The following is a 19,251-nucleotide window of genomic DNA, read 5'->3' on the forward strand; positions in this document are numbered from 1 at the left end:
GCCGCGGATCAGCCACCGACGAGCCGCGAACGGATCAGGAACCGCACGCCCTCCGGAGCCTCCAGCGAGAACCCGCTGCCTCGCCCCGCCACCACATCGACGATCAGCCGGGTGTGCGCCCATACCTCGAACTGACTCCTCGACATCCAGAAGGGAACACGCTCCGCCACTCCTTCGACGGCGAGCGAGGCCAGCAGCACATCGGAGTCTCCGGTACGGAATTCGCCGTCCTGGTAGCACATGGGCGCACTGCCGTCGCAGCAGCCGCCGGACTGATGGAACATCAGCGGTCCATGGGCCTCCCGCAGTTGTCGCACCAGATTGGCGGCTGCGGGCGTGAGCTCCACGAGAGGTGCGTCCGAAGGGGTCACGTGTTCGACCTTTCGCTGTCCGGCGCCGGTGCGGTGAACTCAGCCAACTCCCCGCAACGTTGCGGCAAGGTTGCACAGCCTCCTCCTGAGGGAGCCGCTGGGTCCAGTTGCGTGCGCATGTCGATGCCGCAGGGGGAGACGGGGGAGGGGACGACGCGCATGGCGGGGCCCGGATGGGGGACGCGAGCAGGCCGGTCGTGGTGCGGATCCGCGACGATCGGGTGCAGTGGGCGGGGTCGGATTCATGGCGGACGAGGACATCGTGTGCAGCTGTGCGGAACTGCTGCCGCAGGGAGCTCCCGAAGCGGCGCCATGCCCCGAGGTTCCTGACCCCGGTTCACCTGTCGCCGGAAATTGCTGACTTGGGCGTCGGAGGAGGCGCCACCGAAGCTTCCGGGCGACCACGGCCGGCAACGCGCCCGGCGTCGCGACGCTCGACGAGTGCGGAGGGTGACCGTTTCGCCCGCCCGGATGCGCGGGGTGAGGCGGTGCCCGCCGCAAGGGGCGACCGGACCGCCCACAGCAGTCGTCCGGCTGCCGGCCTGTGCGGCGGATGAGGAACACCTTGCGAGTCGCGCGGCGGCCCGCATGCGGACGGCGCGAACCTGCTCCGGGTCGCAGCCGATCGAGGCGCCACAGTCGAACGGCGCGGACATCCACGCCTGCGGGGCGACCACAGGGGAGTCCGCGTGCCCGATGTCGCGCAACCGCCCCGCAGCTCGGTGGCGAAGAGCGCCGCGCCCCCGTACGCGGCGTAGACGTGCAGCTACAGAGCGCGGCCGTTCCACCACGCCGGGGCGTCGCCCGAGGCGCGCTCATATGAGCAGTTTTCGTTACGGTTGGGTCTCGCTGCAGGGGTAGGGGGTTGCTCTTGAGGCATGTAATCGTTTCCAATCGTCCGTGTAATCGTTTCCATGGCTTCGGCGCCGACCGCGATGTCCCTGGATTCGAGGCCCACGGAAACCACAAGGAGGTGGTCCGGCAGTGGCGAGCATCAAAGATGTCGCAGCCGAGGCGGGCGTGTCCGTTGCCACGGTCTCGCGTGTCCTCAACAGTCATCCGTCCGTCAGCCCCGATGCGCGGGCCCGCGTCCTCGCCGCTGTCGACGCGCTCGGCTACCGGCCCAACGCCGTCGCCCGGTCGCTGCGCACCGACCAGACACGCACGCTCGGCCTGATCATCAGCGACGTGCTCAACCCGTACTTCACCGCGCTGGCCCGCTCCGTCGAGGAGGCGGCTCGCGCCCTCGGGTACAGCGTCATCATCGGAAACGCCGACGAGCGGCCCGAGCTGCAGGACCACCACATCCGCACGCTCCTCGACCGCCGGATCGACGGACTCCTCGTCTCTCCCACCGACGGCGGCTCCCCGCAGATACTCGACGCCGCGCGCGGTGGCACCCCGATGGTCTTCGTGGACCGCTGGATTCCCGGTGTGGACGTGCCCGTCGTACGTGCCGACGGCTGTCCCGCCGTCCGAGACCTCGTCGCCCACCTCTACCGCCTCGGCCACCGCAGGCTCGCCATCATCGCGGGCCCGGCCGCCACCACGACCGGCAGCGAGCGAGTCGAGGCCTTCCGGGACGCCCTGGGCGAGCACGGCCTCAGGCTGCCCGACGCCTACATCGGGCAGGGCGACTTCCAGGCGGACAGCGGACGACGCGCCACCGAGCGTTTCCTCGCCCTGCCCGAACGGCCGGACGTGGTTTTCGCCGCCGACAACCTGATGGCGCTCGGCGCACTGGACGCGATCCGCGCACGCGGTCTGCGGGTTCCGCAGGACATCGCGCTCGCGGCGTTCGACGACATCCCGTGGTTCGTCCACACCGATCCGCCGATCACGGCGATCGCCCAGCCGACCGGAGACCTCGGCCGAGCCGCCGTACGGGCGCTGGTCGACGTCATAGAGGGCCGGCCCCCGCAGTCCGTCACCCTTCCCGCACGTCTCGTCGTACGCAGGTCCTGCGGCGAGCCCGCTTCGTACCAGAGGAGCAACCTGTGAGCAGCCAGGACGAGTTGCTGCGCATCGAGGGAATACGCAAGACCTTCCCCGGCGTGGTCGCGCTCGACTCCGTCGACTTCGACCTGCGCCGCGGTGAGGTGCATGTCCTGCTCGGTGAGAACGGCGCAGGCAAGAGCACGCTGATCAAGATGCTCTCCGGGGCCTACCGCCCGGACAGCGGACGGATCCTGGTCGACGGCAACGAGGTGCGTGTCCACGGCGCCCAGGACGCCGAGCGGCTCGGGATCGCCACCATCTACCAGGAGTTCAACCTGGTGCCCGAGCTGACCGTCGCCGAGAACATCTTCCTCGGCCGCCAGCCGCGGCGCTTCGGGATGATCGACCGCAAGAAGATGGAGGCGGACGCCGAGGAGCTTCTGCGCCGGGTCGGCGTACGCGTCTCACCGAAGGCCAAGGTGCGCGAACTCGGCATCGCCCGGTTGCAGATGGTGGAGATCGCCAAGGCGCTCAGCCTGGACGCCCGCGTCCTGATCATGGACGAGCCGACCGCCGTACTGACCAGCGAGGAGGTGGACAAGCTCTTCCGCATCGTCCGGCAGCTGCGCGAGGACGGCGTGGGGATCGTCTTCATCACCCACCACCTGGAGGAGATCGCGGCGCTCGGCGACCGGGTCACCGTTCTGCGTGACGGCCGCAGCATCGACCAGGTGCCCGCCTCGACACCCGAGGACGAGCTCGTACGACTCATGGTCGGGCGCAGCATCGATCAGCAGTACCCGCGTGAACGCCCGGAGACCGGCGATGTGCTGCTCTCCGTGCGGGGGCTGACCCGCGGCGGCGTCTTCCACGACGTCAGCTTCGACGTCCACGCAGGAGAGGTCGTCGGACTCGCCGGACTCGTCGGTGCCGGCCGCACCGAAGTCGTCCGCGCGGTCTTCGGCGCCGACCCCTACGACGCCGGGAGCGTCGAGGTGCGGGGCGAGCGCCTGGGCAGGGGCGACGTGAACGCCGCCATGGGCGCCGGGATCGGACTCGTACCCGAGGACCGCAAGGGTCAGGGACTGGTGCTCGACGCCTCGGTGCAGGAGAACCTCGGCCTGGTCACGCTGCGTTCGGCCAGCCGCGGCGGTCTCGTGGACCTCAAGGGGCAGCGCGCGGCCGCCGCCCGGATCGCCGAGCAGCTGGGCGTACGGATGGCGGGCCTCGGTCAGCACGTCCGCACTCTCTCCGGCGGTAACCAGCAGAAGGTCGTCATCGGGAAGTGGCTGCTCGCCGACACCAGAGTGCTGATCCTCGACGAGCCGACCCGCGGCATCGATGTCGGCGCGAAGGTCGAGATCTACCAGCTCATCAACGAACTGACGGCCTCCGGCCACGCGGTCCTGATGATCTCCAGCGATCTGCCCGAGGTCCTCGGCATGAGCGACCGGGTGCTCGTCATGGCGCAGGGCCGGATCGCCGGCGAGCTGCCCGCACACGAAGCAACCCAGGACGCGGTGATGGCGCTCGCCGTCAGCGCCCCGTCCGTGACAAACACCCCAGATGTGAACGATGAAGTGGAGGGCTCCCGTGGCCACTGACACGCTCAAGAGCAATACGGGCGCGAGTGGCGCCTCGGCGCTCCGCCGCATCCTGCTCGACAATGGCGCACTGAGCGCCCTGGTGGTCCTGGTGGTGGCGATGTCGCTGCTCTCCGGCGACTTCCTGACCACTCAGAACCTGCTCAATGTGGGTGTGCAGGCCTCCGTGACGGCGATCCTCGCGTTCGGTGTCACCTTCGTCATCGTCTCGGCGGGCATCGACCTGTCCGTCGGCTCGGTGGCCGCGCTCTCGGCGACCGTACTCGCCTGGATGGCGACGTCCGAGGGCGTCCCCGTGTGGATCGCGGTGATTCTCGCCGTGGCCACCGGCATCGCCTGCGGCCTCGTCAACGGCGCCCTCGTCTCGTACGGGAAACTGCCGCCGTTCATCGCCACGCTGGCGATGCTCTCGATCGGCCGTGGCCTGTCCCTCGTCATCTCTCAGGGCAGCCCGATCGCCTTCCCCGACTCCGTCTCGGTGCTCGGCGACACGCTCGGCGGGTGGCTGCCCGTTCCGGTCCTCGTGATGGTCGCGATGGGACTGGTCACGGCACTCGTCCTCGGGCGCACCTACATCGGCCGCTCGATGTACGCGATCGGCGGCAACGAGGAAGCGGCCAGGCTGTCGGGGCTCCGCGTCAAGCGGCAGAAGCTCGTCATCTACGCACTGTCCGGCCTTTTCGCCGCCGTCGCGGGCATCGTCCTCGCCTCCCGCCTGGTCTCCGCGCAGCCGCAGGCCGCACAGGGATACGAGCTGGACGCGATCGCCGCGGTCGTCATCGGCGGCGCCAGCCTCGCGGGTGGCGTCGGCAAGGCGTCCGGAACGCTGATCGGCGCGCTGATACTCGCCGTGCTCCGCAACGGGCTCAACCTGCTGTCCGTCTCGGCCTTCTGGCAGCAGGTCGTCATCGGTGTGGTCATCGCGCTCGCCGTCCTGCTGGACACGGTGCGTCGGCGTGCCGGCGGCGGGTCCCCGACGTCGGCAGCCCCCGGTGCATCCGGTTCGGGCGGCAAGGGAGCGGCGAAACTCGTGATCGCCGCGGTGTGCGTGGCGGCTGTGGTCGCGGCCGTGTCCTTCCTCAACCCCGGCTCCTCCGGTACGACGACCAAGGTCGGGATGTCGCTCTCCACGCTCAACAACCCCTTCTTCGTGCAGATGAAGGCGGGCGCGCAGGCGGAGGCCAAGCACGCGGGCATCGACCTCACGGTGACGGACGCGCAGAACGACGCCTCGCAGCAGGCCAACCAGCTCCAGAACTTCACCGGTGAGGGCGTGAAGTCGATCATTGTCAATCCGGTGGACTCGGATGCGGTGGGACCCGCGGTGCGGGCAGCCAACAAGGCCGACATCCCGGTGATCGCCGCCGACCGCGGCGTCAACAAGGCGGACACCGCGACGCTCGTCGCCTCCGACAACGTCGCGGGCGGCAGGCTCGCCGCGAAGGCGCTGGCCGAGAAGCTCGGCGGCAAGGGCGACATCGTCGTCCTGCAGGGCACCGCGGGTACCTCCGCCAGCCGCGAGCGCGGGCAGGGCTTCACCGAGGGAATCAAGGCGTACCCGGGCATCAAGGTCGTCGCCTCCCAGCCCGCGGACTTCGACCGCACCAAGGGCCTGGACGTCATGACCAACCTGCTGCAGTCCCACCCGGGAGTCACCGGCGTCTTCGCCGAGAACGACGAAATGGCGCTCGGCGCGGTCAAGGCGCTCGGCAGCAAGGCCGGCACATCCGTCGACGTCGTCGGATTCGACGGCACCCCCGACGGACTGAAGGCGGTCGGGACGGGCACGCTGTACGCCTCGGTGGCCCAGCAGCCGAAGGAGCTCGGGAAGATTGCCGTGCAGAACGCGGTCGAGGCCGCGCGCGGCAAGAAGGTCGACAGCATGGTCAAGGTGCCCGTGAAGGTCGTGACGGAGAAGAACGTCGCCGACTTCTCCTGACCACCCACCTTTGGATCCCAGTGAAAGAAGGACAGCGATGCACGACTACGACCTGCTGGTCGTAGGGTCGGCCAACGCCGACCTGGTGATCGGCGTCGAGCGGCGCCCCGCGCCGGGAGAGACCGTGCTCGGCTCCGACCTTGCCGTCCATCCGGGCGGCAAGGGAGGCAACCAGGCCGTCGCCGCGGCCCGACTCGGAGCCAAGACCGCTCTGCTGGCCCGGGTGGGCGACGACGCCCATGGTCGATTGCTGCTGGAATCGCAGCGCGAGGCCGGCGTGGACACCGGTGGTGTCCTCGTCGGCGGGGCGCCCACCGGGGTTGCGCTGATCACGGTGGATCCGTCGGGTGACAACAGCATCGTGGTCTCGCCGGGGGCCAACGCCCGGCTGACTCCCGACGACATCCGCGCCGCCGCCGACCTGCTCGCCGGCGCCCGGGTCGTCTCGGCACAGCTGGAGATCCCCCTGGAGACCGTGGCCGAGGTCGCACGAACCCGGCCGCCGGGCGCCCGGTTCGTTCTGAACCCGTCGCCACCCGCGCCGCTGCCCGACGATGTACTCGCCGCCTGCGACCCGCTGGTCGTCAACGAGCACGAGGCCCGGTTCGTGCTCGGCGCTTCCGCCGGGCCCGGCCCCGAGGACTGGGCCCGGGCACTCCTCGCCCTCGGCCCGCAGTCGGTGGTGATCACCTTGGGCGCGGACGGCGCGCTGGTCGCCGACGGCCGTACGGACGCCGTGGCACGGATCCCGAGCCCCCGGGTGGACGCCGTGGACACCACCGGTGCCGGTGACGCCTTCACCGCCGCCCTTGCCTGGCGGCTCAGCCTGGGCGAGGACATCGCGACGGCTGCCGCCTTCGCCGTGCGGGTGGGCGCCGCAGCTGTTACCAGGGAAGGCGCGCAGGCGTCCTTCCCGACCGCCGAGGAGGTTTCCGCGCTGTGAAGAAGGCCGGAATTCTCAACCGTCATCTGGCGGGGGCACTGGCCGAGCTGGGCCATGGCGACGGGGTCCTCGTCTGCGACGCGGGCATGCCCGTCCCGGCCGGTCCGCGGGTCGTCGATCTGGCCTTCCGCGCCGGAATACCTTCGTTCGCCGATGTGCTCGAAGGGCTGTTGGACGAGCTGGTGATCGAGGGCGCGACAGCCGCGTGCGAGGTGCGCGAGGCGAATCCGGCGGCCGCCGGACTGCTGGCCGGATGCCTGCCGGATCTGCAGCTGGTGCCGCACGACGAGCTCAAGGCGCTGTCGGCGGGGGCGCGGTTGGTCGTACGCACCGGGGAGGCGCGGCCCTACGCGAACGTCCTGCTGCGCTGCGGAGTCTTCTTCTGATCCGTGTGCATATGAGTGAGGCCCGGCAGCGCAAGGCGTGCCGGGCCTCACTCATGCCCCGGGGGTCCGGCAGCTCAGCGCGCCCGCGCCGTCTGCGCCGTTGCCACCGAGGCGGTCAGCAGCTCCGCGTCGAAGAGCGAGGCCTGCCGGGCGTTGCTGTGGGATCCCGAAGGACCGGCGGCAGACATGCGGAAGGGAGAGAGCCCCGTTCCTCGACCCCTCGCCGCAGCGGTCCCGGGCAAGCAGGGCTCCCCGCACCGGCAGCCGTGCTCCCGCACCCCGTACCGTGGCGCTCACCTCGTCATCTCGCCTACAGGAGTACGCATGAGCTTCGATGTCGACGCCGTCCGCGCCCAGTTCCCCGCCCTGAAGTCGGGTTCGGCCCGTTTCGACGCCCCCGGCGGCACCCAGACACCTCAACCGGTGATCGACGCCATCGCGGACACGCTGGCCAACCCGCTGGCCAACCGGGGTCTCACCACCGAGGGCGAGCGCAACGCGGAGGCTGTCGTGACCGGCGCCCGCCGCGCGCTGGCCGACCTGCTGGGCGCCGATCCGCGGGGCATCGTCTTCGGCCGCAGTTCCACCCAGCTCGCCTACGACCTGTCGCGCACCCTCGCCAAGAACTGGGGCCCCGGCGACGAGGTGGTCGTCAGCCGGCTCGACCACGACTCCAATATCCGCCCCTGGATCCAGGCGGCCGAGACGGTGGGGGCCACCGTCCGCTGGGCGGACTTCAACCCGGCCACCGGTGAGCTGACGACGGACGACATCTCACAGGTGCTCTCCGCGCGCACCCGCTTGGTCGCCGTCACCGCAGCGTCCAATCTGATCGGTACCCGCCCCGACATCCCGGCCATCGCCGACCTCGTACACCGGGCCGGAGCGCTGTTGCATGTGGACGCGGTGCACTACGCCTCGCACGCCGCCGTCGACCTGCCCGGCCTCGGTGCGGACTTCCTCGTCTGCTCGCCGTACAAATTCCTCGGCCCGCACCTCGGCGTGCTGGCGAGCCGCCCCGAGCTGCTGGAGACGCTGCGGCCGGACAAGCTCCTGCCTTCCACCGACGTGGTTCCCGAGCGCTTCGAACTGGGAACGCTGCCCTACGAGTTGCTCGCCGGTGCCCGCGCGGCGGTGGACTTCCTCGCCGAACTGGCCCCCAGCACCGACGGCACCCGACGGGAAAGGCTGCTCGCCGCCTTCGAGGCGATCGAGACCCACGAGGACGCCCTGCGGGCCCGTATCGAGCAAGGACTGGCCGCCCTCGGCAGTGTCACCGTGCACTCCCGGGCCGCTCACCGCACGCCGACCCTGTTGCTCACCCTGGCGGACCGAAACGCCGCGGTCGCCTCGCGATATCTGGCGGGGCGAGGTGTCGACGCTCCGGCCGGCTCGTTCTACGCGCTTGAAGCATCCCGCAGGCTCGGACTGGGCGACGAGGGCGGACTGCGGATCGGTCTGGCCCCCTACAACAGCGCCGAGGACGTCGACAGGCTGCTGGACGCCCTGTCCGGCTTTCTGGGCACCTCGCCCGCCACCGGCTGACGCGGGCGGCGACATCGGGTCCGCGCGCTCTTCCGGCTCGACCAGAGCCGAGCAGCGCGGGCCGCAGGCCGGGATCAAGGTCAGCCGGCTTCATACGGCCCCCGCCCGGCCGGCGTGCTCGCCCCAGGGAAGCGTCCCCGGAGTCGAGTTCGCGTAACCCCGGCGACGAGGCACGGCAGTGGCTCTCCTGCGGCGACGACGCCAAAGGACCGCGGCTTTACGACGGGGCTGCCGCCCGCCTGCCGGCGGTCCGGGAGTTCGACGGCGACGAGCCCACCCGGCAGCGCTGGACGCTCGCCGACATACACCGAAGTCCAGCTGGAGTACCAGCCGCTGGGGCTGCGAGCGCAGCGCGAGGTACCCGCCCCGATCGTGAGTGGCCGGGTACCTCGCCGCGCCGAGGCACCCGGCCGTCCCCATGCCTCGGCGGTCCGTGGCGGGCCGGACGCTCGCATCAGCCTGGGAGGATCAGCCCCTTGCGTGCTGTTGGAGAGTGGCTGCCAGGAGATGGGAGTCGAGCAGGGAGACGTCTGCCGTCCTGTCCGCCCGTGCGTAGCCGGCCAGCATCCGTTTGGTCAGGACGAGTGCTTCGGGCGAGCGCCGGACGAGGGGCCTGGTCCAGGAATCGATCACCTTGTCCAGCTGGTCGAGTGGGGCGGTCCGATGGAGCAGACCGATACGGTGGGCCGTGTCGGCGTCGAAGACGTCGCAGGTGAGCATGAGCTCGCGAATCCTGGAGGTGCCGGCCTCGGAGACCAGGCGTCCCATCGCCCCGCCCCACGCCGGCGGTAGCCCTATGCCGACCTCCGGCATGCGAAAGCGGCTGGTGTCGGCACCGGCGCGCAGATCGCAGAAGGAGGCGAGGGCGAGACCCGCGCCGATGACCCGCCCGTGCAACCGGGCGATGGTGACCGCGTGAGTGTTCTCCAGGGCCTGGCACAGGCGGTGCGCCTTGTCGGCGATGCGCCGCAGACTTGCTCCGGACGGATCGGCGGCCAGTGCCTCCTGGTACTCGTTGCGGTCGGCACCCAGGCAGAAGTCCGTACCCAGTGACGACAGCGTCAGGATCCGGACGTCGGGTCTGTCGTGGAGGTCGTCGAGCAGGGTGGCGAGGTCGTCGAGGACTGCGGCGTCCAACGTGTCGTCCTGTCCCCAGGGGTTGAGGCGGACATGCAGTACGGGGCCGTCCTGCTCAGCACGTATCGCCTTGGGAGCGGTCCGGGCGTGTGCGGGAGTGGGGATCGATTCGGTCATGCGAGGGCTACGTCCAGGTTCAGCAGGCGTCGGAACGCCACACGGGGCGCCATCGACGGGGGGCGTACGAGGGTGAGGCGGGGAAGGCGCCGGATCAGTTGGCGGAGAAGGGTCTGGGCTTCGAGGCGGGCCAGCGGCGCGCCGAGGCAGTAGTGGATGCCGCCACTGAATGCGAGGTGGCCGGGCGTGCGTTCGGGGTCGAACCGGTCCGGGTCGCTGTGTCTGGCCGGGTCTCGGTGCGCCGCTCCGACCATGAGGTGGACCATCTCGCCGCGGCGGATTTCGACGCCTCCCAGCACGGAGTCCTGCGAGGCGACCCTGCTGATCACGTGGGTGGGCGGGTCGTAGCGGAGCGTCTCCTCCACGAACCCGGGTACGAGGCCCGGGTTGTCGGCGATCATGTCCCAGCGTTCCGGGCTTTCGACGAGCCGGAGTGTCATCGTCGAGAGGAGGGTCGCGGTGGTCTCCAGGGCGGCAAGCAGGACGAACAGCACCAGGAAGTAGACCGCCTCGTCGGCCTTGTCCTGGTCGGGCTCGATCGCGTCCCACGTCTGGATCCATCGGGTGACGGGGTCATCACCGGGGTGGGCGCGCCGGTCACGCACCAGGTCCGTGAAATAGGTGCGGAGTTCGGCCGTGGCCGCGTCGGACAATGCCAGTTGGCTGGCCGACGGCAGCAGCTCCTGGGTGAATACCTGATCATGTGTCAACTGTCTGAGTCTGGGCCAGTCGGCCTGCGGCAGCCCGAGCCAGTCGCCTATGGTGGCCACCGGCAGCTCCTCGCAGACAAGCTCCGAGAAGTCCGCCTCACCGGTGCGTATTCGCTCCGTGAAGGCGTCGAGGAGCCGATCCGCGGTCCGGTTCACATTGCGGCCGATGCGCTCCACAGTGGCTCGGTCGAAGGTGCCCGCCGCCCGTCTCGCCTTGGTGTGGTCCGGGGGGTTGAGCGCGGCGAGTGTGTTGCTCATCTCGCGTGAGGAGGGTGCGTTCCAGCGTGTCCCGGGCCCCTGGCGCTCCCGCCATCTCTTGTCGGGCTCCAGCCATTGCCGACTGCGCAGAACCTGGTCGCAGGCGGCGAAGCCCGTCACGACGGAGCCGCCCCAGGGGGCGGGCACCACCTCGCCCCGCGAGAGGAGCTCGGCGTATATCGGGAAGGGGTCGGCCTGCCCTCTGGCCGTCCGCAGACGGGAGAAGAGGGAGGCGGACGCCCGGCGGTCGTACGACGGAGTTGTGGCAACGCCCATGGTGGCGGCTCCTTTCTGAGAACCGCCGCCATGCATACCCACAAGATCGTTAAAGCATCCACTACCCCTGAGTACTCAAAAGGTTACTAAAATCACTCTGCTTCACTCGCCCCTGGTCCACGCCAGGAAGCGGCTGAACAGGCCGCCCTTGGGCTGCGACGCGACACCGGCGTTCGTATGCGAGGGTGCGGCGGTGGAGGGCGAGGAGGCGGCTGCCTGCTGCTGGGGCATCTGGCCCGCGTTCGATCCGGCCGACTCGGCTGCCTGGGGAACAGCCCTCGGGGTGAAGCGGATCGGGAGGGTGACCAGCGAGCGGCTCCACGGGCTCGGCGTCCAGGTGAGCGCCTTGAACGGGACACGCATCTCGACGTCGGGAAGCCGGTTGAGCAGTGCTTCGACGGCAGTCACGGCGATCATGAAAGCCGGGTCCTTGGCGGGGCAGGCGTGCGGGCCCGCTCCGAATGCCAAGTGCGCCTTGGCGCTGAGCTTTTCGCGGTGTTCGGTCAGCTTCGGGTCGGTGTTGGCCGCGGCGAACGAGATCAGGATCGGGTCGTTGGCCCGGATCACCCTGTCGCCGAGCTCGACGTCCTGAGTCGGGTAGTGGGCCGCGTAGTTGGCGATCGGCGCGTAGTTCCAGAGGGTCTGGGAGACCGCGTCCTCGACCGGGAGGCCGGCCTGCCATTCCTCTCCGAGGTACAGGGCGCTACTGGTGCCGATGGTCGCGGCCAGCGGCGCGGTGCCACCGGAGAGCAGGGTGACCAGCTGGTGCAGCACCTCTTCGTCGCTCAGCTGGGCCGGGTGCCCCATCAGACGCGTCGTGAGGTCGGCTGCCGGGCGCCGCCGCTTGAGGGCGATCAGCTCGGTGAGCGCCCCGCCGAGCACCTCGTCGGCCCCGGGTGTGCCCTCGAAGATGCCACTGATCCCGGCGATCACGCGGTCGCCGATCTCGGGCGGGCAGCCGAACAGGTTGCTGAAGACCAGCAGAGGCAGCGGCTGGGCGTACTCGGCCATCAGCTCCGCCTGGCCGCGGATGTCGGTACTGAACTGGCTGATCAGGTAGGCGGCGGACTGCTGTGTCTGCCGGATGAGCTGGTGCTCGTTGACCGTGGCGAGACTGTCGGTAACGGCCTGACGCAGTCGGGCATGTGCCGCACCGTCACTGAAGAGCGCGTTGGGGCGGTAACCCATCATGGGCAGTGCCGGGCTGTCGGCCGGGACGCGCCCTTCGTTGAGGGCGTTCCAGCGGCGGGAGTCGCGCACGAAGGAGGCGGGGTTCTGCAGGACGTACAGAGCGGCGTCGTAGCTGGTGACGAGCTCGGCCTGGACCTCGGGGGCGATGTCCACGGGCGCACTGGGACCGAACGAACGCAGCTGTGCGTAGTGGCTGTCGGGGTCGGCTCCGAACGCGGGGCCGTACATCTGGACGTTCCCGTGCGCGGGGCAGCCGGGAGGTATCTCCTGCGGCTCAAGTGGCTGTTGCATTCCTGCGCTCCTAGCCGAGTTGGGACATGAGGTGTTTCACGAGGGTGATGAGGGCCTGTGCCGAGGAGTTCTCGTCCCGTACGTCGCACTCCACGACAGGGGTCTCGGCGGTGAGGTTCAGGGCCTCGCGCACCTCGTCGAGCGGGTAGTTCGTGGTGCCGTCGAAGTGGTTCACGGCGATGGCGTACGTCAGGCCGAAACGCTCCACGAGGTCCAGGACGGGGAAGGACTCGTGCAGTCGCTCCGGGTCGACGAGGACCAGCGCGCCCAGGGCGCCCCGGGAGAGTTCCTCCCACATCTCCTTGAAGCGCTCCTGGCCGGGCGTCCCGAAGAGGTAGAGCACCAGGGTGTCGCTCAGGGTGAGCCGGCCGAAGTCCATGGCGACGGTGGTGGTCTTCTTGTCGGGTGTGCCCGACAGGTCATCGAAGCCCACGCTGGCCTCGGTGATCTCTTCCTCGGTCCGTAGGGGCTCGATCTCGGAGAGACTGCCGATGCAGGTGGTCTTGCCGACCCCGAAGTGCCCCACTATGAGGATCTTCACCGCGTGGGAGACAGCTGATCCCAGGTACACGCGTTACGCTCCGAATCGATTCTTCAGGCCCTCAAGCACGGCGCTGACCAGTTCCTTGTCGACACGTTCGGCGCGCGGAATCGGACTCCTCACGAGGATGAGACTGTCCTCTTCCAATTGCGCCAGCAGGATGCGGACGATGCCCAAGGGCAGGTGCGTGTGCCCTGCCACCTCGGCCACGGACAGGAAGCCGTTCGCGACCAGGTCCATGACCTGCCCCGATTCCGGGGACAGCGTGCGCGCCGCGACCGCTCCGTCCTCTGCTGCCACCGTCACGAGCGTCGTGTGCTCGTACTCGTGGTCCGGGGGCAGCGCTCGTCCGTTCGTGATCACGAAGAGGGGGACTAACGGCGACGTCAGTTCCAGCTCTTCATCCTGCTCGGGCCCATCAGGCATGGTCTGTCCCCTTCCCCGGTGTTGCCGCCGCGGTCAGTCTGGGAACCACCTCGTGCAGACGCGTGGTGAACTCCTCTATGTCGACGTCATGTTCGGCGGCAGCGGCCAGGAAGGCACCGGGGCCGGCCGCCATCAGGAAGATCCAGCCGTGCTGGAACTCGATGACCGTCTGACGCCATTCCGCGTCCTCAAGGACCCCCGCAAACTGGGAGGTAACCCGGCTGTAGGCGTGGATGCCCGTCATGGCCGCGGAAATTGTGTCCGCGAGGTCGCGGCTCATCCCGCTGGTCGCCCCGCGGGGAAGGCCGTCCGATCCCAGCAGCACCGCGTGGCGGGCACCCTTGACCTCGGACATCACCTGGTCGAGCTCGACCAGGACGAATCCCGCGTCACCGGCGCTCTGCTGCCGGGGGGCGCTCTCCCGCGCACCTCCTGCGTCCCCGGCGCTCACCCTCGGCGGCGAGGTGAGGTTGTTGCCCAGCCGGGCGACAAGGCGGTGCATGCGGAAGGAAATCTGCTGCATGTCCACATCGGGCGCGGCTGCGGCGGCCAGGTAGGCGCCCTGCCCTGCCCCGATCAGGAAGCTCCAGCCATGCGAGAACTCGATGATTGTCTGGTTCCACTGCCGGTCCTCCTCCGGTCCGGCGAAGTGGGCCGCCGCCCGGCTGAGCGACTGCATCCCGGCCATGGCGGCGGAGATGGTGCGCACATCCTTCTCGGCCAGGCCTTCGGTCGCGCCGCGTGGAAGGCCGTCCGCGGACAGCAGGACGGCGTGGCGTGCACGGGGCACGTTGTGCACGATGTCCTCGAGCATCCACGACAGGTCTGCGGTCATGCGTCTTCGGATCCTTCGAACGAGGTGGCGTCAAGGTTGCGGCCGGAGAGCGTGCCGCGCTGGAAGGCCCCCAGGCTGCGCCCGGAAGCGCGGCCGGTCTCCCCCGGGTTCCGCGGCGCCGGCGAGGTGGTGTCGGGATCGGGGACGCTCGCGATGGCCGCCTGGCGTGCGCCGCGCTTGGGCAGACCGTTCAGCGTGCGCGACGTCGCGCTCTGGGGCCGGCTCTCGGTGGCGCGCCGGATATTGCTGACCGGAGCCTCCTGGGCGGGCGGCATCTCCTCCATGGTCCACAGCTCCTCGGGCAAGAGGACGACGGCCCTGACGCCGCCGTATCGGGAGACTCCGGTGACGTCCACCTTGAAACCGTGCTGACGCGCGATCAGGCCGACGACCGGGAAGCCGAACTTCGGCTGAGTCCCGAGCTGCGACAGACGGGGGGCGACTTCTCCGGAGAGCAGTGCGGTCGCCCGCTGCCGCTCTTCGTCGTTCATGCTGACACCGGCGTCGTCGATGACGATGCACAGGTTGTTCTGGACGCGCTGGAACGTCACCTCGATCGGCGCGTCGTGCTGCGAGAAGCTGGCCGCGTTGTCAAGCAGCTCCGCCACGGCGAGGGCGACGGGCGCGACCGCGGACGCCTTCAGGGCGAGACCGGCCTGCTGCATGATGGCGACCCGGTGGAAGTTGCGGATCTGGCCCTGGGCACTGCGCACCACGTCGTAGACGCTGGCGGGCCTGTTGCGACGGCCGAGCGGCGCACCGCACATGACGGCGATGCCCTGAGCCTTGCGCGCCATCTGGGCGTTGGCGTGGTTGACGTCCAACAGGTCGCTGAGGACGGCGTGTCCGCCGTACTTGTGCTGGATGCCGTCCAGAAGTGTCGTCTGCTCGGCTGCGAGGCTCTGCAGGAAGCTGGCGGCACCCTTGAGGACGGCCTTGGTGTTCTCCTCCGCCGCCTCCTTGGCTTCGCGGAGCGTGGCGTCCTGCTCGTTCCGGAACCTCTGCAGCTCGGCGCGCGCTGAGTGCAGGTGGCTGTCCGACGCGAGGAGCTCGCGCCTCAGTTCGGCCTCGGTGTGCTGCTTCTTCGCCCCCAGTGCTCTGTTGCGGGCGACGAGTGCCACGACCGCGACCACGGCTATCGCCGCCACCGCAACCAAGCACCACACAAGTGCGTCTCGATTCATGGAAACCTTTCCCGGCGCATGGCATGCGGACGGCTGCGGATATACCTCGCGAGGACCCGCAACACAGCTGATCGGCACGGTTCACCTGCTGTTACGCGGAGAGCATGCTGCCGATCACAAATCAGCATCTGCGTCAAATGGATCAAGATCACAGATGCCGGGATGCTATCACCGGATCTTCGCCTCCTCGGACGCCTGTCATGGCGCCGCATACGCCCAACACAGCTGCCGCGGCAGCGGGTTGACATGACCTTTCGACCCCGCATCTGCCATCTGCCACTTCTCTCGCCACCGATCCGTCAATCGGTTCTTCATAAGTGGAGTGACAATCTCTCACATCGATCTGAGGCACCGTCAACCGGACCCTTGGAGGACCTCATCGGCAGGTGACGGCGCCCAGTTCATAGGTGCCGGGTGCGTGTTGTATCCTCAGCGGGAGGGCGCCCGCGCAGGCGCCCGGGGATCCCCCGGATGCGCCCTGCACTTTCCGCACAGTCGGTCCGCACGGCAGCGATCCCGTTCCCGAGCCACCGACCGAGCAGAGGCGAGGGTGAGGTCCGACCCAATGCTCCGCCACTCGCGCTGACGGATGATTCTCACGGGATGCTCGGAACCCTTCGGTGAGCGCACCGTGGCTGTTTCGCCCGGAGGCGGCCACCCTGCCGCCCGAGGAGCTCGTTCACCCTCTGTGTCCCCCGCGAAGTGGTGTTCCTGTGAGCACCCCGGCGGGCTACTTCGACGCCCCGTACACGGGCGCGCAGTTGGTGGATGGGAGTCCGACGGCGAGCGCATGAGTGCGCCCCTCAGGCGCCCATCGCCTCCGCCGCCTCCCGGGTGATCCGCTCGAACTCGGCGCCCATGGCCGCCGCCAGCGCCTGCGCGGCCGACATGGGGCGAACCATCACCATGAAGTCGTCGATCTTGCCGTCCTCGTCGAAGTGCAGGAAATCGCAGCCGTTGATCTCCCGGTCGCCAACCTTCGCCTTGAAGACGAGGGCGTGGTCGCGGCCGTCGGCTCCCGCTATCTCCCGTACGTAATGGAAGTCGGTGAAGACTCGCGAGACTCCACGCAGGATCGACGCGGTGATCGCCTTCCCGGGGTACGGCTTGAACGCCACAGGGCTGGTGAACACGACATTCTCGGCCAGCAGAGCCTCTATCGCGGCGTGGTCCTCGGCCTCGACCGCCTTGCGGAAGGGATGCATCCCCGCACCTCTCATAGGCAAATAGTTGATTAGGTGCGGATGTTAGGCTGCTGTCATGGCATTGCGCAATGCGGTACTCGCGGCACTTCTGGACGGCGAGGCCTCCGGGTACGACCTGGCCAAGGGATTCGACGCCTCGGTGGCCAATTTTTGGATGGCGACCCCACAGCAGCTGTACCGGGAGCTCGACCGGATGGAGTCCGACGGCCTGATCGAGGCCCGGCTCGTCCAGCAGGTACGGCGTCCCAACAAGCGGCTGTTCTCCCTGACGGAGGCCGGACGCCAAGCCCTGCGCGACTTCACCGCCGAGCTGCCCAGGCCCACGGCCATCCGCGACGAACTGATGGTCAAGGTGCATGCCATGGACGAAGGCGACCCCGACGCCGTGCGCGCGGCCATCACCGAGCGGCTGGAGTGGGCCAGGGCCAAGCTCGCCCGCTACGACCGGCTCCGCGACCGCCTGCTCGACGGGCGGACGGAGCAGGAGCACCTGGCCCACGCCGAGCGCATCGGCCCCTACCTCACCCTCATGCGGGGCCGGGCCTTCGAGCAGGAGAACGTCACATGGGCCGAGCAGGCCCTGCACGCCCTGGAACAGCGCACCGGCGTGTCCCGCTAGGGCGTGTGTCGGAAGTCCGGCCGTCCGCCCGAAGGGTGGGCCCGGCGGCGTCGAGCGGGCGGCCGGGGCGCGCGAGTGCGCCCGGCCCTTGCAGCGGCCCGGATCCGTCGTCATTCCCCACACCGCGCCGGTCCGCCGACGGCTGATCGAGGTGGCGCGCTCGTGGTGGGCCCGGGCTGCTACCGTTGCTCGGATCCCATCATCTCCATTTGCCCGTTCTTGCGGTTTGCCGGCTTCTGCGCCTGCCGGGAATTCCTCGATACGTGCCGCACATCGAGGAAGGCTCGCCATGAAGCACCCAGCTCGCACGCACACCCCGCAGGACGAGTCCGCCCTGGCGGAGACGATCTCCCCGGCCCTGCCGGCAGTCGCGTCGTTCGCCGATCTGGATCTTCCGCCCGCCCTGCTGAAGACGCTCACCGGCCTCGGCGTGCACCACCCGTTCCCGATCCAGGCCGTCACGCTGCCCAATTCCCTCGCGGGCCGGGACGTCCTGGGCCGGGGCCGCACCGGATCGGGCAAGACCCTCGCTTTCGGTCTGGCTCTGCTCACGCGGATCGCGGGCCGGCGCGCGGAGCCGAAGCGGCCGCTCGGGCTGATCCTCGTACCGACCCGGGAGCTGGCCCAGCAGGTCGGCGAGGCGCTCACCCCGTACGCCCGGGAGCTGAAGCTGCGGATGGTCACGGTGGTCGGCGGCATGTCGATCGGCAGGCAGGCCGGCGAACTGCGGGCCGGGGCCGAGGTCGTCGTCGCGACTCCCGGACGCCTGCACGACCTCATCGAGCGCAAGGACTGTCGCCTCGACCGGGTGCGCATCACCGTCCTGGACGAGGCCGACCAGATGTGTGACATGGGCTTCCTGCCCCAGGTCACCGAGCTTCTCGACCAGGTGCGCCCCGACGGCCAGCGGATGCTGTTCTCCGCCACATTGGACCGCGACGTCGACCACCTGGTCCGCCGCTACCTCCACGACCCGGTGGTCCACTCGGTCGACCCGCCGGCAGGAGCGGTCACGACGATGGAACACCATGTACTGACCGTCCACGGCGCCGACCGGTACGCCGTCACGACCGAGATCGCGGCCCGGGACGGACGGGTGCTCCTGTTCCTGGACACCAAACACGCGGTCGACCAGTTGACCAAGCACCTGCGGGCCAGCGGTGTGCGCGCTGCCGCGCTGCACAGCGGCAAGTCCCAGCCCCAGCGCACGCGCACCCTCGCACAGTTCAAGAACGGTCAGGTCACCGCGCTCGTGGCCACCAATGTCGCCGCCCGGGGCCTGCATGTGGACGACCTCGACCTGGTGGTCAACGTCGATCCGCCCAGCGACCACAAGGACTATCTGCACCGGGCCGGTCGCACCGCCCGTGCCGGTGAATCCGGCAGCGTCGTCACCCTGGTCCTCTCGAACCAGCGCCGCGACATGAGCCGACTGATGGCCGACGCCGGTATTACGCCGAAGATCACCAAGGTGCGCTCGGGCGAGGCGGAACTGAGCCGGATCACCGGTGCCCGAGTTCCGTCCGGCCTTCCTCTCGACGGTGGTCCTGCCGCGGCGCGTCCCGCCGGCGGCCACGCCCCGTTCCGTGGCATGGGCACGGCCCGGGGTGAGTCAGGGCGCGCCGCTGGCGGGTCCCGCCGCGGAGGCGAGGCCCGCAAGATGGCCGAGGCCCGCAAAGCCGCACGGGTGCGCCGCGGCTCGTAACGGCGCCGGGAGCGGTCGGACGGCGGACGA

The 19,251-nt window shown here is 69.5% G+C and carries 17 protein-coding genes and 1 pseudogene; 8 read left to right on the forward strand and 10 right to left on the reverse strand.

Annotation, left to right across the window (positions count from 1 at the left end):
- Window positions 1–8: 8 nt before the first annotated feature.
- Window positions 9–371, reverse strand: coding sequence for a DUF779 domain-containing protein (locus ACFU8W_RS02960; protein ID WP_384031670.1), 363 nt, complete (start codon window positions 369–371; stop codon window positions 9–11).
- A 984-nt stretch (window positions 372–1,355) separates the two neighbouring features.
- Here ACFU8W_RS02960 and ACFU8W_RS02965 point away from each other — a divergent pair.
- The 6 genes from ACFU8W_RS02965 (at window position 1,356) to ACFU8W_RS02990 (ending at window position 8,726) form a co-directional block, all read left to right on the forward strand.
- Window positions 1,356–2,372 carry a LacI family DNA-binding transcriptional regulator gene (locus ACFU8W_RS02965; RefSeq protein ID WP_384031672.1) on the forward strand — a complete coding sequence of 339 codons (1,017 nt, stop codon included), beginning with the start codon at window positions 1,356–1,358 and terminating at the stop codon, window positions 2,370–2,372.
- Window positions 2,369–3,913 carry a sugar ABC transporter ATP-binding protein gene (locus tag ACFU8W_RS02970; RefSeq protein WP_384031674.1) on the forward strand — a complete coding sequence of 515 codons (1,545 nt, stop codon included), beginning with the start codon at window positions 2,369–2,371 and terminating at the stop codon, window positions 3,911–3,913. The genes ACFU8W_RS02965 and ACFU8W_RS02970 overlap by 4 nt, the downstream gene beginning before the upstream one ends.
- Window positions 3,903–5,852 carry a substrate-binding domain-containing protein gene (locus ACFU8W_RS02975; RefSeq protein ID WP_384031676.1) on the forward strand — a complete coding sequence of 650 codons (1,950 nt, stop codon included), beginning with the start codon at window positions 3,903–3,905 and terminating at the stop codon, window positions 5,850–5,852. The genes ACFU8W_RS02970 and ACFU8W_RS02975 overlap by 11 nt, the downstream gene beginning before the upstream one ends.
- Before the next feature lie 37 nt (window positions 5,853–5,889).
- Window positions 5,890–6,795, forward strand: coding sequence for a ribokinase (locus ACFU8W_RS02980; RefSeq protein ID WP_384031678.1), 906 nt, complete (start codon window positions 5,890–5,892; stop codon window positions 6,793–6,795).
- Window positions 6,792–7,181, forward strand: coding sequence for a D-ribose pyranase (rbsD, locus tag ACFU8W_RS02985; RefSeq protein ID WP_376335336.1), 390 nt, complete (start codon window positions 6,792–6,794; stop codon window positions 7,179–7,181). Before ACFU8W_RS02980 ends, rbsD begins: the two co-directional genes overlap by 4 nt.
- A gap of 324 nt (window positions 7,182–7,505) precedes the next feature.
- Window positions 7,506–8,726 (forward strand): cysteine desulfurase-like protein, encoded by a 1,221-nt coding sequence (locus ACFU8W_RS02990; RefSeq protein ID WP_384031681.1) that lies wholly within the window; start codon window positions 7,506–7,508, stop codon window positions 8,724–8,726.
- 6 nt (window positions 8,727–8,732) lie between these two features.
- Here ACFU8W_RS02990 and ACFU8W_RS02995 read toward each other — a convergent pair.
- The 9 genes and pseudogenes from ACFU8W_RS02995 to ACFU8W_RS03035 form a co-directional block, all read right to left on the reverse strand.
- Window positions 8,733–8,886 (reverse strand): annotated as a pseudogene (locus ACFU8W_RS02995) (ISAzo13 family transposase); the annotation flags it as partial.
- Between the two features lie 308 nt (window positions 8,887–9,194).
- Complete coding sequence (locus ACFU8W_RS03000) at window positions 9,195–9,980, reverse strand: enoyl-CoA hydratase/isomerase family protein (protein ID WP_384031683.1); 786 nt, start codon at window positions 9,978–9,980, stop codon at window positions 9,195–9,197.
- Window positions 9,977–11,224, reverse strand: coding sequence for a cytochrome P450 (locus ACFU8W_RS03005; protein WP_384031685.1), 1,248 nt, complete (start codon window positions 11,222–11,224; stop codon window positions 9,977–9,979). The genes ACFU8W_RS03000 and ACFU8W_RS03005 overlap by 4 nt, the downstream gene beginning before the upstream one ends.
- 102 nt (window positions 11,225–11,326) lie before the next feature.
- Complete coding sequence (locus ACFU8W_RS03010) at window positions 11,327–12,706, reverse strand: cytochrome P450 (RefSeq protein ID WP_384031687.1); 1,380 nt, start codon at window positions 12,704–12,706, stop codon at window positions 11,327–11,329.
- 10 nt (window positions 12,707–12,716) lie between these two features.
- Window positions 12,717–13,277 carry an ATP/GTP-binding protein gene (locus ACFU8W_RS03015; RefSeq protein WP_384031689.1) on the reverse strand — a complete coding sequence of 187 codons (561 nt, stop codon included), beginning with the start codon at window positions 13,275–13,277 and terminating at the stop codon, window positions 12,717–12,719.
- Between the two features lie 3 nt (window positions 13,278–13,280).
- The gene (locus tag ACFU8W_RS03020; RefSeq protein WP_384031691.1) at window positions 13,281–13,673 is read right to left on the reverse strand and encodes a DUF742 domain-containing protein; all 393 of its coding nucleotides are present in this window, start codon (window positions 13,671–13,673) and stop codon (window positions 13,281–13,283) included.
- The gene (locus tag ACFU8W_RS03025) at window positions 13,666–14,508 is read right to left on the reverse strand and encodes a roadblock/LC7 domain-containing protein (RefSeq protein ID WP_384031693.1); all 843 of its coding nucleotides are present in this window, start codon (window positions 14,506–14,508) and stop codon (window positions 13,666–13,668) included. The genes ACFU8W_RS03020 and ACFU8W_RS03025 overlap by 8 nt, the downstream gene beginning before the upstream one ends.
- On the reverse strand, window positions 14,505–15,692 hold the full coding sequence (locus ACFU8W_RS03030; RefSeq protein ID WP_384031695.1) for an ATP-binding protein: 1,188 nt from the start codon (window positions 15,690–15,692) through the stop codon (window positions 14,505–14,507). The genes ACFU8W_RS03025 and ACFU8W_RS03030 overlap by 4 nt, the downstream gene beginning before the upstream one ends.
- Window positions 15,693–16,495: 803 nt before the next feature.
- Entirely contained in the window at window positions 16,496–16,897 is a 402-nt protein-coding gene (locus tag ACFU8W_RS03035; protein WP_384031697.1) for a nuclear transport factor 2 family protein, read from the reverse strand.
- Between the two features lie 55 nt (window positions 16,898–16,952).
- On the opposite strand from ACFU8W_RS03035, the gene ACFU8W_RS03040 reads away from it, so the two are divergent.
- Entirely contained in the window at window positions 16,953–17,516 is a 564-nt protein-coding gene (locus tag ACFU8W_RS03040) for a PadR family transcriptional regulator (protein ID WP_384031699.1), read from the forward strand.
- A gap of 289 nt (window positions 17,517–17,805) precedes the next feature.
- Window positions 17,806–19,221 carry a DEAD/DEAH box helicase gene (locus ACFU8W_RS03045; protein WP_384031701.1) on the forward strand — a complete coding sequence of 472 codons (1,416 nt, stop codon included), beginning with the start codon at window positions 17,806–17,808 and terminating at the stop codon, window positions 19,219–19,221.
- The last annotated feature ends 30 nt before the right edge of the window (window positions 19,222–19,251 follow it).

The organism is Streptomyces sp. NPDC057565, from assembly GCF_042801455.1.
Taxonomy (GTDB): domain Bacteria; phylum Actinomycetota; class Actinomycetes; order Streptomycetales; family Streptomycetaceae; genus Streptomyces; species Streptomyces yanii.

Coding starts and splice junctions, on each gene's coding strand:
- ACFU8W_RS02980 (WP_384031678.1), top strand. CDS start 5,890: ATGCACGACTACGACCTGCTGGTCGTAGGGTCGGCCAACGCCGACCTG.
- ACFU8W_RS02990 (WP_384031681.1), top strand. CDS start 7,506: ATGAGCTTCGATGTCGACGCCGTCCGCGCCCAGTTCCCCGCCCTGAAG.
- ACFU8W_RS03000 (WP_384031683.1), bottom strand. CDS start 9,980: ATGACCGAATCGATCCCCACTCCCGCACACGCCCGGACCGCTCCCAAG.
- ACFU8W_RS03005 (WP_384031685.1), bottom strand. CDS start 11,224: ATGGGCGTTGCCACAACTCCGTCGTACGACCGCCGGGCGTCCGCCTCC.
- ACFU8W_RS03010 (WP_384031687.1), bottom strand. CDS start 12,706: ATGCAACAGCCACTTGAGCCGCAGGAGATACCTCCCGGCTGCCCCGCG.
- ACFU8W_RS03020 (WP_384031691.1), bottom strand. CDS start 13,673: ATGCCTGATGGGCCCGAGCAGGATGAAGAGCTGGAACTGACGTCGCCG.
- ACFU8W_RS03025 (WP_384031693.1), bottom strand. CDS start 14,508: ATGACCGCAGACCTGTCGTGGATGCTCGAGGACATCGTGCACAACGTG.
- ACFU8W_RS03030 (WP_384031695.1), bottom strand. CDS start 15,692: ATGAATCGAGACGCACTTGTGTGGTGCTTGGTTGCGGTGGCGGCGATA.
- ACFU8W_RS03035 (WP_384031697.1), bottom strand. CDS start 16,897: ATGCATCCCTTCCGCAAGGCGGTCGAGGCCGAGGACCACGCCGCGATA.
- ACFU8W_RS03040 (WP_384031699.1), top strand. CDS start 16,953: ATGGCATTGCGCAATGCGGTACTCGCGGCACTTCTGGACGGCGAGGCC.
- ACFU8W_RS03045 (WP_384031701.1), top strand. CDS start 17,806: ATGAAGCACCCAGCTCGCACGCACACCCCGCAGGACGAGTCCGCCCTG.